This is a genomic window from Pseudomonas corrugata, from assembly GCF_001269905.1.
GTDB lineage: Bacteria > Pseudomonadota > Gammaproteobacteria > Pseudomonadales > Pseudomonadaceae > Aquipseudomonas > Aquipseudomonas corrugata.
On the sequence record NZ_LHVK01000003.1, the window covers coordinates 185,989 to 199,826 of the forward strand.

11 protein-coding genes and 1 pseudogene are annotated in these 13,838 nt (G+C 62.0%); 8 read left to right on the top strand and 4 right to left on the bottom strand.

The window, feature by feature from the left end:
* Positions 1-51 precede the first annotated feature (51 nt).
* The 4 genes from AD665_RS01100 to ilvD all read left to right on the top strand — a co-directional run bounded on the left by AD665_RS01100 (position 52) and on the right by ilvD (position 5,392).
* The gene (locus AD665_RS01100; protein ID WP_024780457.1) at positions 52-1,134 is read left to right on the top strand and encodes a SagB family peptide dehydrogenase; all 1,083 of its coding nucleotides are present in this window, start codon (positions 52-54) and stop codon (positions 1,132-1,134) included.
* The gene (locus AD665_RS01105) at positions 1,131-2,084 is read left to right on the top strand and encodes a diiron oxygenase (protein WP_053190575.1); all 954 of its coding nucleotides are present in this window, start codon (positions 1,131-1,133) and stop codon (positions 2,082-2,084) included. Before AD665_RS01100 ends, AD665_RS01105 begins: the two co-directional genes overlap by 4 nt.
* Entirely contained in the window at positions 2,077-3,282 is a 1,206-nt protein-coding gene (locus AD665_RS01110; RefSeq protein WP_024780459.1) for an MFS transporter, read from the top strand. The genes AD665_RS01105 and AD665_RS01110 overlap by 8 nt, the downstream gene beginning before the upstream one ends.
* 268 nt (positions 3,283-3,550) lie before the next feature.
* Positions 3,551-5,392, top strand: coding sequence for a dihydroxy-acid dehydratase (gene ilvD, locus AD665_RS01115; protein WP_024780460.1), 1,842 nt, complete (start codon positions 3,551-3,553; stop codon positions 5,390-5,392).
* A 180-nt stretch (positions 5,393-5,572) separates the two neighbouring features.
* Here ilvD and AD665_RS01120 read toward each other — a convergent pair whose 3' ends face one another.
* Positions 5,573-6,628 (bottom strand): HAD family hydrolase, encoded by a 1,056-nt coding sequence (locus tag AD665_RS01120; protein ID WP_024780461.1) that lies wholly within the window; start codon positions 6,626-6,628, stop codon positions 5,573-5,575.
* Between the two features lie 242 nt (positions 6,629-6,870).
* On the opposite strand from AD665_RS01120, the pseudogene AD665_RS01125 reads away from it, so the two are divergent.
* Positions 6,871-8,158: pseudogene (locus AD665_RS01125) on the top strand (L-cystine transporter).
* 150 nt (positions 8,159-8,308) lie between these two features.
* Here AD665_RS01125 and AD665_RS01130 read toward each other — a convergent pair.
* A complete protein-coding gene (locus AD665_RS01130; protein WP_024780462.1) occupies positions 8,309-8,821 on the bottom strand; it encodes a dihydrofolate reductase in 513 nt (170 codons plus the stop codon).
* 96 nt (positions 8,822-8,917) lie between these two features.
* Between AD665_RS01130 and AD665_RS01135 the strand changes: the two genes are divergently transcribed.
* Positions 8,918-10,285 (top strand): DUF2868 domain-containing protein, encoded by a 1,368-nt coding sequence (locus AD665_RS01135; RefSeq protein ID WP_392396996.1) that lies wholly within the window; start codon positions 8,918-8,920, stop codon positions 10,283-10,285.
* The gene (locus tag AD665_RS01140) at positions 10,278-11,651 is read left to right on the top strand and encodes a GTPase/DUF3482 domain-containing protein (protein WP_024780464.1); all 1,374 of its coding nucleotides are present in this window, start codon (positions 10,278-10,280) and stop codon (positions 11,649-11,651) included. Before AD665_RS01135 ends, AD665_RS01140 begins: the two co-directional genes overlap by 8 nt.
* Positions 11,652-11,821: 170 nt before the next feature.
* Here AD665_RS01140 and AD665_RS01145 read toward each other — a convergent pair whose 3' ends face one another.
* Together AD665_RS01145 and AD665_RS01150 are read right to left on the bottom strand one after the other, a co-directional pair.
* Positions 11,822-12,313, bottom strand: coding sequence for a 2-thiouracil desulfurase family protein (locus tag AD665_RS01145; protein WP_024780465.1), 492 nt, complete (start codon positions 12,311-12,313; stop codon positions 11,822-11,824).
* Positions 12,314-12,946, bottom strand: a complete 633-nt coding sequence (locus AD665_RS01150; RefSeq protein WP_024780466.1) for a 2OG-Fe(II) oxygenase — start codon at positions 12,944-12,946, stop codon at positions 12,314-12,316.
* A 140-nt stretch (positions 12,947-13,086) separates the two neighbouring features.
* Here AD665_RS01150 and AD665_RS01155 point away from each other — a divergent pair, with 140 nt between their 5' ends.
* Entirely contained in the window at positions 13,087-13,830 is a 744-nt protein-coding gene (locus tag AD665_RS01155) for a DUF2059 domain-containing protein (RefSeq protein WP_053190577.1), read from the top strand.
* Positions 13,831-13,838: the final 8 nt, after the last annotated feature.

The window sequence follows — 13,838 nt, forward strand, 5'->3', positions numbered from 1 at the left end:
GCCGGCGCCTCAGTCCCATCCAGACACTTTGCCCTAGCGGAATCCATTTGCATGCATATAAATCCGTGCCTTTTCGTTCTTGCCCGCCCGCCACACCAAATTGTATGGAACTACGAGCGACATACCCAATTCGAACTCGACCTGCACTATTCGACGCGACTGGCACAACTTATAGCCAACCCACTGCAATTCGATATTCAGAATCCTATCGATGCCAGATTCCTGGAGGCAGAAATATTCATCGAAGAATCGAAAAAGTCCATTGAGTGGAACTGGGATGAGTTATCCAGGATATTCCATATCGGTACAAAGAATATTCCTTGCGCACAGGTCCCCATGGATGTGAATGAATGGGCGACCGTGTATTTGCAACATTGCAATGAAGTACTGGCTTCGCCGGCACCTCCCGTCCGGACAGCGACATACCCCGTCGAGCGAATCGTTCTGGCTCCCTGCACGTTGATCGATATGCCCGACGTTTCAGTGTCACAGACCCTGATCGGTCGGAGCACATCCCGCTCATTCAGCGAACAAGCCATCTCGATCGAGCAGGTCGGCACGCTCCTGTACCTGACCCTTGGCTACCTGAACGAACGCCAGGGCATTCAGGAGGCCTCCTGTCCCGATGCGCTGGGCGCGAGACGCAGCAGCCCCTCGGGCGGCGGCCTGAATGCCTGCGAGGGTTATCTGTATGTACGCAACGTGACCGACCTGGCCCCCGGCATCTACGCCTATCATCCGGACGCACATGCCCTGAGCCTGATCCGGTCCCTACCCGATGACCGCCTGGGCGATCTGTTGTGCGGTCAGCACTTCATCAATCCCCTGCCGTTCGGGCTGTTCCTCACTTCACGCTTTGACAAGCTCTGGTGGAAATACCCGCACTCTCGCGCCTACCGGATGGCTTTCGTCGAAACAGGTCATGTGTCCCAGACCTTCCTGATGGTTGCTACTGCATTGGGCCTCGATACCTGGCTGACCGGAGCACTGGCCGACCGTGAGGTCGAACACCTGCTTGGCCTTGAAGGCGCGAGTGAGCAACCGTTGTTTTTTGTCGGCTGCGGTCATGGCAACGGACAGGTGCACTGCAAGGAGCTGATGGCGCTGATCGACCGACAGGAGATCGTGCCATGACCGATTCAGCCTCCAGCCGAACGCCTCATTACACATTGGGCGACTGGGATCACAAGGCCGCCGTACGCGTTGGTAAAGGCGACTATCGTCTGCCGGCAAACCTTGAACAGCAGCTCTGCAGTCGAGACTGGTTTCCATCAGCCTTTATTCCCTATGTCGAACATCCGTTGATCCACGAGGCGGGTCGCTCGATTGCCCAGCGTCTGGCGGCCAACCACCTGGTGCATTTCCTCGACTACACCACGCTGCTCGAACACCGGGTCGTCAATCGCGCCGTGGAAACCCTCGTCCATGGTGAACTGGCCTTGCCGATCCCCCAACCGATGAAAACCGCGGCGCTGCAGCTCTATACCGATGAGGGCTATCACGCACTTTTTTCCAATGACGTGGCCGAACAGGTCGCAGCCCTCTACGGTATCAGCGACCGGCCACCACCCAGGCGTATCCGGCGCCTGCTGGGCATGATCGATACCATCGCCCCTGGGGATCGCCCCCTGGCGTGGTTTCTGCTGGGCTTCGTCTCCGAGACGATCATCGCCAAGGAATTGCTGGCCATTACCCGCGACACCCTGGTGTGCACCGTAAACCGGATGCTCAGGAGCCATCTCGAGGACGAGGCACGCCACAGTCGCTACTTCAGCGAAGTGTTCCAGTACCTGTGGACCGCCCTGGATCCCATGCAACGCGATCTGGCCGCGAGCATGCTGCTGCAGATCATCGGCCTCTATTTCGAGCCTGACATACCCTGGCTGATGCGCAGCCTCGCCAGCGTCGGCTTCAACGAACGGCCTGCCCTACGGATCGTTGCCGATTTCCTGCAGCCGAACACCCATGGCCAAAGAGTGCGCTCGGGTGCGGTGTCGACGTTCGCGGCCATGCGCAAGGCAGGCTTTTTCGACAACGAACACCACCGACAGCTTTTCGCCCAGGCAGGGTTTATCGATGGATGATACCAAAGGCCTTCCAGGCCCCCGTAAACCCGCAGCCGTCGGCTTATTGCTATCGTTGACCTTGCTCGGCGTGTTCCCGATCGACGTCGTACTGCCCTCATTCCCGGCATTGTCCGAACATTTCGAGCGTTCCTCGTCCGACATAGCCCTGTCTGTCAGCCTGTTCGCAATAGGCATTGCCCTTTCGCAACTGCTGCTCGGCCCGCTTTCCGACACCATGGGGCGGAAAAACCTGCTGTTGATCGGAATCACCGTTTCAGCCGTCGGCGCCACAGGTTGCGTGCTCGCCGACGACTATGGGGTATTCCTGTTCTTCCGCATCGTCCAGGCGTTGGGATGTGGTTGCTTCGTGCTCTCCCAGGCATTGATCCAGGACCTGTTCAGCGGTCTGGAGCAGCAGCGACTGCGCATCTTCCTGGTCACCTGCGGTGGCATCTTCATCTCCGTTTCCCCCCTGGCCGGTACCGGATTGCAGCACTGGCTGGGCTGGCGCGGCAGCTTCCTGGTGTTCATCGTCCTGGCAGCCGGAGTATTCGTGAGCGCCTGGCTTTTATTAAGCCGATCCACGGCGAGCAGCCACGCCATGCGCCTGGACTTCATCGGCGCCTATCGAAAGGTATGCGGCGATTTCAGCTTCATGGCCTACTGGCTGACCTCGGCACTGGCTTTTTCCTGCCACTTTTCATTCATCGTCGTTTCACCGCTGTTGTTCATCGACCAGCTACAGCTCTCACCCGAGATTTTTTCCCTGGCACTGCTGGGCTACGGATTGGCCTACATCGGCGGCGGCGCGCTGGCGACGGTGTTGAGCAGCCGACTCGCCCCACAGACGCAGATCATCACTGGCCTGAGCCTGATCCTGCTGGCGGGCGTCGTAATGTTCGGGCTTTCCAGCCATCTCGGGTTGACGGTTGTCACCGTATTGCTGCCCATGATTGTCTGTACCGCAGGCACCACCATCGCCCGTGCGGCGGCCCATACCCGGGCCATGAATCTGTTCCCTGAGCAGGCCGGCACCTCCGCTTCGGCCGGCAGCGTGCTGATCTTCATCGTCGGCGGGTTGACCAGTGCCGCGATCAGCCTCACCCCCCTTGCCCTGCAAACCACCCTGGCGTTGTGCCTGGTGCTGCTCAGCCTCCTGGGATTGGCGCTCAACGGCCTGCTCCGGCATCGGCACCGGGAACTGTTGACCGATTGAGCGCCGCCGGTCGTCATTCCGACCGCGACATTGGCATCCGATCAGCGCTTTGCGTCATTTCATCCTGGCGCCAGCGGTGTAGAATCGCGACATTCATCGCCATTCATCCCCGGCGGGTTTATGAGCTCATGCTGAGGCGCGCAGCGATCCTGCACAGTCATCGGCCACTTCCGGACACACGACCAAACCCGGTGTCCCAGAGGTCAACAGAAGCTCACTTTCCCCTTGATACCTGACTAGTACCTGTTTTAGCCGCCCGGAGTGCTCCATGCCCGATTACCGCTCGAAAACATCCACCCACGGTCGCAACATGGCCGGCGCCCGTGCATTGTGGCGCGCCACGGGGATGAAGGATGACGACTTCAAGAAGCCGATCATTGCCATTGCCAACTCCTTCACCCAGTTCGTACCCGGCCACGTACACCTCAAGGACCTGGGCCAACTGGTTGCCCGCGAAATCGAACGCGCCGGCGGTGTGGCCAAGGAATTCAACACCATCGCCGTGGATGACGGCATCGCCATGGGCCACGACGGCATGCTTTATTCGCTGCCAAGCCGGGAGATCATCGCCGACTCCGTCGAATACATGGTCAACGCCCACTGTGCCGACGCCATCGTGTGCATTTCCAACTGCGACAAGATCACCCCCGGCATGCTCATGGCGGCCCTGCGTCTCAACATCCCGGTGATATTCGTGTCCGGCGGTCCGATGGAAGCCGGCAAGACCAAGCTCGCCAGCCACGGCCTGGACCTGGTGGATGCCATGGTCATCGCAGCCGATTCCAGCGCCTCTGACGAGAAGGTCGCCGAATATGAGCGCAGCGCTTGCCCGACCTGCGGTTCGTGCTCCGGCATGTTTACCGCCAACTCGATGAACTGCCTGACCGAAGCCCTGGGCCTTGCCCTGCCGGGCAATGGTTCGACCCTGGCCACCCACAGCGATCGCGAACAGTTGTTCCTGCAGGCCGGCCGGACCATCGTCGAACTGTGCAAGCGTTATTACGGCGAGAACGACGAGTCGGTGCTGCCGCGCAACATCGCCAATTTCAAGGCGTTCGAAAACGCCATGACCCTGGACATCGCCATGGGCGGTTCCACCAATACCATCCTGCACCTGCTGGCCGCTGCCCAGGAGGCCGAGATCGATTTCGACCTGCGCGACATCGACCGCCTGTCCCGGAACGTACCGCAACTGTGCAAGGTTGCGCCGAACATCCAGAAGTACCACATGGAAGATGTGCATCGTGCGGGCGGGATCATCAGCATCCTCGGCTCCCTGGCCCGTGGCGGGCTGTTGCACACCGAGCTGCCGACAGTGCACAGCAAGACCATGGCCGATGCCATCGCCAAGTGGGACATCACCCAGACCACCGACGAAGCCGTGCACCACTTCTTCAAGGCCGGCCCGGCGGGTATTCCTACGCAAACCGCATTCAGCCAGTCGACTCGCTGGGAAACCCTGGACGATGACCGTGAAAATGGCTGCATCCGCAGCGTCGAGCACGCCTACTCCAAGGAAGGCGGCCTGGCCGTACTGTACGGCAACATCGCCCTGGACGGCTGCGTGGTGAAAACCGCAGGCGTCGACGAGTCGATCCACGTGTTCGAAGGCAACGCCAAGATCTTCGAAAGCCAGGACAGCGCCGTGCGTGGGATCCTCGCCGACGAAGTGAAGGCCGGCGATATCGTGATCATCCGCTATGAGGGGCCGAAAGGTGGCCCAGGCATGCAGGAAATGCTCTACCCCACGTCCTACCTGAAGTCCAAGGGCCTGGGCAAAGCCTGCGCCCTGCTGACCGACGGCCGTTTCTCTGGCGGCACCTCGGGCCTGTCCATCGGCCACGCTTCGCCTGAAGCGGCCGCTGGCGGCGCCATCGGCCTGGTGCGTGACGGCGACAAAGTGCTGATCGACATTCCGAACCGCTCGATCAACCTGTTGATCAGCGACGAAGAACTGGCCGCGCGCCGCGTCGAACAGGACAAGAAAGGTTGGAAGCCGGTGGAAGTGCGTCCACGTAAAGTGACCACCGCACTCAAGGCCTATGCCCTGCTCGCCACCAGCGCCGACAAGGGCGCGGTGCGCAACAAGGCGATGCTGGACGGGCTGTAAGCCTCCAGCGCCGCAATAAAAAGCCCCGCAAGTGCGGGGCTTTTTATTGCCTGATATCCCGTGGCAAATGGTGATCAACTGTGGGAGCGAGCCTGCTCGCGATAGCGGTGGATCAGCTGCATCGATGTGCCTGACACACCGTTATCGCGAGCAGGCTCGCTCCCACAAGGGTTACTGGGCTTACTGAATGTCCTCAGGCTTCACGATCACCCAGTTCTTGTCCGCCGTAACCGGCAGCCCTTCCTTGGCCTGGGCCGCAGCGTGCTTGGCCATCATGCCGTTGATCTGGGTCATGTACTTGTCCTTGCGGTTGACCCACAGGTGGATACCGCCCTTGGCCACATCCACATCATGGAACAGCATGTAGCCGTCGCTGCTCGGCGTATCGCCACCCACCAGGACCGGTTTCTTCCACTCATCGATGTACGTCAGGATCGCCGCATGCTTGCCGGCCATCCAGGTCGCCGGGGTCCACAGGTAAGGCGTGTATTCCAGGTCCAGGTTGGCCTTCTCGTCATACTTGCCGGCGGTGATCTGCTTGCGAGCGGTGGTCAGCTCGCCGGTCTTGCGATCCTTGAGCAGCGTGGTCACGCCGATGACGTTCTGCGGCTTGAGGTTGTAGCCGTATTTCGGATCGGCGGCGACCATACGCACCAGCTCTTCCGACGCCGCGGTCATGACATAGACCTCGATGCCGTTTTCCATCAGTTTGTTGTACAGCTCGGCCTGGCCAGTGAAAACTTTCGGTGGGTTGACGTTGTAGTTGACCACCTTGTCGCCGTCGTAATACGTGGTCGGTACAGGCTTGCCGGACGCCATCAGCTCGTCGACGTAGCCCTTGAGTTCCTTGAGAGTGAAACCGGAGAACACTTGGGCTACCCATGGATAGCAGACCATGTCGTCCACTTCGCAGAGGCGGTAGTAGTAACTGAACAGGCTTTCCTTGTGATCGGCGGTGTCCTTGAACGGAATCAGCTTCAGGGAAGGATCCAGGCTTTCCCGGGTGATGAGGCCCTTGTTCTCCATGAACGGCAGCAACGACTCTTCCAGGTCATAGCGGTAACTGGTGTTGTCCATGTCGAACACCGCAAAGTTACCCTTGTTGGCGTTGGCCGCGATCATCGCATCCAGCGCCTTGGCCTGTTCCGCCGGCCAGTGCTTGAGTTCGGTGGCAAGTGCCTGGCCGGCGAGACCAAGGCTCAAGGCAACAGCGAGAAAACGAGGTACGAGCTTCATCGGCATTTCTCCCAGGTTCAAAGAACCCGACGCTAACAAATGCTTGTGACAGTCCTCGCCTGTCCACGACCGCTTGCGTCTCGATAGCGCCAGCGACGTGTCTGCAAACGCCACGTCCTTATTCCATAAGCGACATTCAACATGCTTTTCTAATATTAATTCATTAGTTTTCAGGCTATTAGGCTTCCCTGCTCGCAGTCGCAGCTTCAGGCGACTGGCAAGTCTTAACGGAGCTCTTTTTGATGAATCTGCCGCTGTTCCTCAATCTGCTGGTGTTCCTCGCCTTGCTGTTCGGCCTGGCGCAAACCCGTCACCGCAACTGGAGCCTGGCGAAGAAGGTGCTGCTGGCGCTGCTGCTCGGGGTGGGGTTCGGGATAGCCCTGCACACGGTCCATGGCGCCGGCAGCCCGGTGCTCAAAGCCTCCATCGGCTGGTTCGACCTGGTGGGCAACGGTTACGTACAGTTGCTGCAAATGATCGTGATCCCGCTGGTCTTCGCCTCGATTCTCAGCGCCGTGGCCCGGCTGCATAACGCCTCGTCCCTGGGCAAGATCAACTTCCTGACCATCGGCACCCTGCTGTTCACCACCGCCATCGCGGCCCTGATCGGTATCGGCCTGACCAACCTGTTCGGTCTCACCGCCGAAGGCCTTGTGGCTGGCACCCAGGAATTGGCACGCCTGCAAGTGATCCAGAGCGATTACGCCGGCAAGGTCGCCGACTTGAACGTCCCGCAATTGCTGCTCTCGTTCATTCCGCAATGTCGAGAAAGGTCAGAAAGTGATCAATGCCATTGACACCCTGCAAAGCTGGGTCACGCGCCTGGTGCGTCTGGTGATGAAGCTGACTCCGTATGGTGTGCTGGCGTTGATGACCAAGGTGGTGGCCGGCTCCAACCTGCAGGACATCATCAAGTTGGGCGGTTTCGTGGTGGTGTCCTACCTGGGCCTGGGCCTGATGTTCGTGGTCCATGGCCTGCTGGTGTCCGCCGCCGGGATCAACCCCCTGCGCTTCTTCTGCAAGATCTGGCCGGTGCTGACCTTTGCCTTCACCAGCCGCTCCAGCGCCGCGACCATCCCTCTGAGCATCGAAGCCCAGACCCGTCGCCTTGGCATTCCCCGAGCCATTGCCAGCTTCAGCGCGTCATTCGGTGCCACCATCGGCCAGAACGGTTGCGCCGGACTCTACCCCGCCATGCTCGCTGTGATGGTTGCGCCAACGGTGGGCATCAACCCGTTGGATCCGGTGTGGATCGCAACCCTGGTTGCCATCGTGACCTTGAGCTCGGCCGGTGTGGCCGGCGTCGGTGGTGGTGCGACGTTCGCCGCGTTGATCGTGTTGCCGGCCATGGGCTTACCGGTTTCGCTGGTGGCGTTGCTGATTTCCGTCGAGCCTCTGATCGACATGGGCCGCACAGCATTGAACGTCAGCGGCTCGATCACCGCAGGGGCGATTACCAGCCAGGTGATGCAGCAGACCGACAAGGCGCTGCTGGATGCCGATGAGCATGGGGAGTTGGTGCACGCTTGATGCTTGATTGATGCCTGATGCCTGATGCCTGTGGGAGCAAAGCTTGCTCGCGATGACGGTTATGCGGTTTGACCAATAGACCGCATCGCCTGAATCGCGGGCAAGCCTTGCTCCCACAACCAGCTCGGCACTTTGCTTGGAGCCTGAACTTTAAAGCTTCTCCCACACCTCAAAACTGTACGCCGGCTTATCCCCCTCTGCCGGGTTCGGCTGGTTCGAAACCAGTTCCCACCGGCTCGAATCAAACTCCGGAAACCACGCATCCCCTTCCGGGCTTAACGCCACACGGGTCAGGTACAGCCGATCCGCTTGCTCCAGGGCCTGGGCATACAACTGGGCACCGCCGATCAACATCAGCTCATCGACGCCTTGCGCGAGCGCCCACGCCTCGGCCCGCTCCACCGCGGACTCCAGCGAGGAGAAGACTTCCGCGCCCTCGAGCACCAGGCCCGGTTGACGACTGACCACGATGTTCAAGCGCCCCGGCAGCGGTCGGCCGAGGGAGTCCCAGGTCTTGCGGCCCATGATGATCGGCTTGCCCAGGGTGGTGGCCTTGAAATATTTGAAGTCCCCCGGCAAGTGCCAGGGCATGCTGTTGTCGATGCCGATCACACGGTTTTCACCGAGGGCTGCGATCAGGCTTAAAGGAAGAGTTTTTTTCATGGTGCCGAGGATAGCAGAGGCTCAACGTACCCTGACAGGCGCCCCAGCGGTTATCCTCAACGCTCATTTGCGACGGAAGCGCCCGTGACTGCTCCCCTGACTGAACTGCAGAACCTCTGGCTGACCGAGACGGTACGCCTGCGTGAAGAACACGCGGGCCCGCTCCAGGACCAGGAAGCCAATCGCCAGGCCCGCGCGGCGGGTGGCGATCTATCGACCCGCATTCACCATCGCGCCCGCCGGCTGGCCGAGCGTGACGGTCTCACCGAAGCCCTGCGCCACTGGCTGCAAGGGGCACGCCTGGCGCTGATCGTCCTGGCAGTCTTCGCCATCTTCAGCGGTGCCGGCCTGGGATTTGCCGCCCTCGGCGACGGTCAAACACCCGTCAACGTATTCTGGGCCCTCGGCAGCCTGTTGGGGCTGAACCTGATCCTGATCATCGGCTGGGCCTTGGGCCTGGTATTCGCTGGGGAACAAGGCGCGATACTGGGACGCCTGTGGCTGTGGCTCAGCGAAAAACTCGCCCGCGATGCCAAGGCGGCCCAGCTGGCGCCGGCCTTGCTGCTATTGCTGCAACGACACAAGCTCAATCGCTGGGCACTCGGCATGCTGGTCAACGGCGCGTGGTTACTGGCGATGCTCAGCGCGCTGGTCATCGTACTGCTATTGATGGCGACCCGACGCTATGGTTTCGTCTGGGAAACCACCATCCTCGGTGGCGAAACCTTCGTCTCCCTGACCCGCACCCTTGGCGCGTTGCCCGCGCTGTTGGGCTTCAGTGCCCCGACCGTCGAAATGATCCGCGCCAGCGGCGACGGCGCCCTGAACATCGAAAGCGCCCGGCAGGCCTGGGCCGCGTGGCTGGTGGGCGTGGTGCTGGTGTATGGCGTGCTGCCACGCCTGGGCCTGGCACTGCTGTGCCTGTGGCGTTGGCGGCGCGGCCGCGCCACCCTGGGCCTGGATTTGAATCTGCCGGGCTACGCGCAACTGCGCGAACACTTGATGCCCAGCAGTGAACGACTGGGGGTCAGCGACGCCGCGCCCGGACAACTGCATCCGATCGAGCACTCGGTCGGCACGCTGGACAGCACGGGAGCGCTGCTGGTGGCGATCGAACTGGACGAGCGACCCTGGCCGCCGAAGCTGCCGGACTCAGTGAAAAACGCCGGCATCCTCGACAGCCGCGAGTCGCGTCACAAACTCCTCGAGCAGTTGTCGCGCTTCCCTCCGGCGCGCCTGGCGATTGCCTGCGACCCACGACGGTCACCGGACCGCGGCAGTCTGGCATTGATCGCCGAACTGGCCCGCAGCGCCAGTGCTACCCGTGTATGGCTGTTGCAGGCGCCCCCCGGCGAGGCCCTGGACGCCGAGCGCCTGGGCGACTGGCACAACGCATTGCAACAATTGCAGTTGCCCTTCGCCGATTGTGCGCCTCTGAACTGGCTGGAGACCGGCCATGACTGAGCCCTTGAAACCACTGAAACTGGCCGTGGTCGGCCATACCAACGTCGGCAAGACCTCGCTGCTGCGCACCCTGACCCGGGACGTCGGCTTTGGCGAAGTATCCCATCGCCCGAGCACCACCCGGCACGTCGAAGGGGCGCGCTTGTCGGTGGATGGCGAAGCGCTGCTGGAGTTGTATGACACGCCGGGCCTGGAGGATGCCATCGCCCTGCTCGATTACCTCGAACGCCTGGAGCGCCCCGGTGAACGCCTGGACGGCCCGGCGCGCCTGGCCCGTTTTCTGAAGGGCAGCGAGGCGCGACAGCGTTTCGAGCAGGAAGCCAAAGTGTTGCGGCAACTGCTTGCCAGTGACGCCGGGCTCTACGTGATCGATGCCCGGGAGCCGGTGCTGGCGAAGTACCGTGACGAACTGGAAGTCCTCGCCAGCTGCGGAAAACCGCTGCTGCCGGTGCTGAATTTCGTCAGCAGCGCCCAGCACCGCGAACCCGATTGGCGCGAGGCCCTGGCCCGCTTGGGGTTGCACGCCCTGGTGCGCTTCGACAGCGTTGCCCCGCCCGAGGATGGCGAGCGGCGCCTGTATGAAAGCCTTGCGCTGTTGTTGGAAAATGCACGCGGCCAACTGGAACGATTGATCGCCGATCAACAGGCCCAACGCCTGGCTCGCCAGCAGAGCGCGGCACGCTTGATCGCCGAGTTGCTGATCGACTGCGCCGCCTGCCGACGCAGCGTGACCAGCGACACCGAGCAGGAGCACCAGGCCATCAGCGAGTTGCGCAAGGCGGTGCGCCAGCGGGAACAGCGCTGCGTCGAAGCCCTGCTCAAGCTCTATGCCTTTCGTCCCCAGGACGCCGCGGCCAGTGATCTACCGCTGCTCGATGGACGCTGGGGCGACGACCTGTTCAACCCTGCAACCCTCAAGCAACTGGGCGTACGGGTCGGCGGCGGAATCGCGGCCGGAGCTGCGGCCGGGGCTGGAGTGGATTTGCTGGTGGGCGGCCTGACCCTCGGTGCCGCCGCTCTGGTCGGCGCTATAGCCGGCGGCGCCCTGCAAACAGCCCGCGGCTATGGCAACCGGTTGATGGGAAAACTGAAGGGCCAGCGAGAACTGACCGTGGACGACAGCGTGCTGCGTCTGCTGGCCCTGCGCCAACGACAACTGGTGCAAGCCCTGAACCAGCGCGGCCACGCGGCGCTGGACAGCATCAGGATCGATACGCCCCAGGACAAGAGCTGGCGCGAAGGCAAACTGCCCGAAGCCTTGAACAAGGCTCGGGCGTATCCGCAGTGGTCATCGCTCAACGCCCATCCAAGGTTGAATCAGGCCGAGCGACAGGAGCAGATCGAGCAGTTGGCCGCGCAGTTATAGACGAGCCGGTCCCTGTGGCGAGGGGATTCATCCCCGCTGGGGTGCGAAGCGCCCCTGAAACCTGGCACCGCGGTGCGTCAGGTAGACCGCGTCAATCCTTTTGGGGGCGCTGCGCACCCCAGCGGGGATAAATCCCCTCGCCACAAAAAGCGGTTGTGTCAGGTAGGGATTCAGCCATCGAGCAAGATTTCGAGCGCCGCCGCAGCCTCAGCCAACTCCAACTCGCTGAACACCCGCACCCCGTGACGCTTGAGCAACGCCGCCGTCACACCCTCGCCACGGACCTTCACCCCGCCGAATGTCCCATCATAGGTCAGCAGGTTGCCGCAGGACGGACTGTTGGCCTTGAGCACAGCGACCCGGATACCGTGTTCACGCACCAGCTCCAGGGCCTGGTACGCACCCGACAGAAACTGCGCACTCACATCCTCCCCCTCGGACGTCATCACGACCGCCTGGCCATCGAGCACCTGTGCGCCCTGCCCGCCGGGGATTTCCGCTGCCGCCCGAGGCGTGGGCAAACCGCCAGCGACTTCCGGGCACAGTGGCACGACACGGCCTTCATCGACCCACCGCTGGAGTTGCTCGAACGGCCCGCTCGCACCTGCGTCGTAACGCACGCGATGTCCGAGCAGGCAACGACTGACCAGGATCTTGTCCATTCAGAACAACTCGTTGCCACGGCGTCGGAACCAGCCGGTCAAGGACAGGCGATCCCGCGTGGCTGGCAGAACTTCATGGGGGATGTTTCCCGACAGGAATACCACCAGACAGCCGCCGGTGGGCACCACGTCCTGCTCCCTGCCTTCATCCAGGTACATGCGCAACTGGCCGCCATGCTCCGGCAACCAACCGTCATTGAGGTAGAGCACTGCCGACACCATGCGCCGGTCGTCATCACGGAAGCGATCGACATGCTTGAGGTAGAACGCACCGGGGGGGTACAGAGCGAAGTGACTTTCGAAATCCTCCAGACCCAGGAATAGCCCACGATTCAACGCCTCGCGCAGGCTGTCCATCAGTCCCAGGTAACGGTCGCAGGCCTCGGCCTGGCCGGGTTCGATCCACTGGATGCGATCACCCCGTATGCCTTCGCGGATTTCTGAAAACAAGCCGCGCCCGACCGCAGCCGGAGCCAGTTCGCCTTCGGCGGCACGCTGGCGACACTCGGCCGCCAGGGCACGGGTCAGCGCATCCGGCAGGAAGATGTTCTGCTGCGACCAGCCGCGCTCGGCCAGGTCATCGACAATACGTAACAGCAACGGGTGATCAGAAGGTATTTGCATGGCGCGCATAGTATGCCTGTGCCCGCAAAACCGACAGCGCCACGCAGCGGGTTTGCAGCGCCAGGTGGCACCGCCGTACGAACTTGATACGAATTCTCGACAAGTTCCCACACCCCACGGAGAATAGTCGGCTGCTGACAGGAGTCCCTATGCGCCGTTTGCTTTTCTCACTGTTGATGTTCTGCGTTTTGCCCGCTTGGGCAGACAGCTACGACCAGTTGTACAAGGTCGCCGGCTGGCCGGAACAGCGGGCGCATTTCAACGATGCCTTGAGCGCCGCGCAGCAGCGTTACCAGAACAGCCTGCCGCCAGCGGTGTTCCAGGCCCTGGTGAGCAACAGCAATCAGCGTTTCGCCCCCCAGGCCATGGACCAGCGGGCCAAGGCGCAGATGCGCAGGAATCTTCGTGATCCGAACCCGGCCCTGACGTTCTTCCAGTCGCCGCTGGGACGCAAGGTCGTGGCCGCCGAGCTACTGGCAACCCGTCGCGACCAATTGGCAAAGAACGCCAAGGGCCTGCCCAAGATGCAGGCCAGCGATAACCGCCTGCTGATCATCGGCCACCTGGCCCAGGCCCTGCCCGCCCGCGAGGCTGGCGCCGAAGTCAGCCTGGCCATCGCTGGCGTGGCGGCCGACAGCCTCAGCTCGATGATCCCCGGCCTGCTGGGCGGTGGCCAGGCCCAGGGCATGCTGAACGGCCAGCGCCAGCGGTTGATGGATCAGATCGGCGCCGACCTGAACAACACCCTGCTGTACGTCTACCGTGACCTGACCGATACCGAGCTGGAGGAGTTTTCCACGTTTGCCGAATCGGCCGAGGGCCAAGCCTATTACCAGGCGGCCCTGGCGGCGATCCGGGCGGGGTTGGCGGTGGGGCAGAACCTCGGGCAGTAAAAACTTCA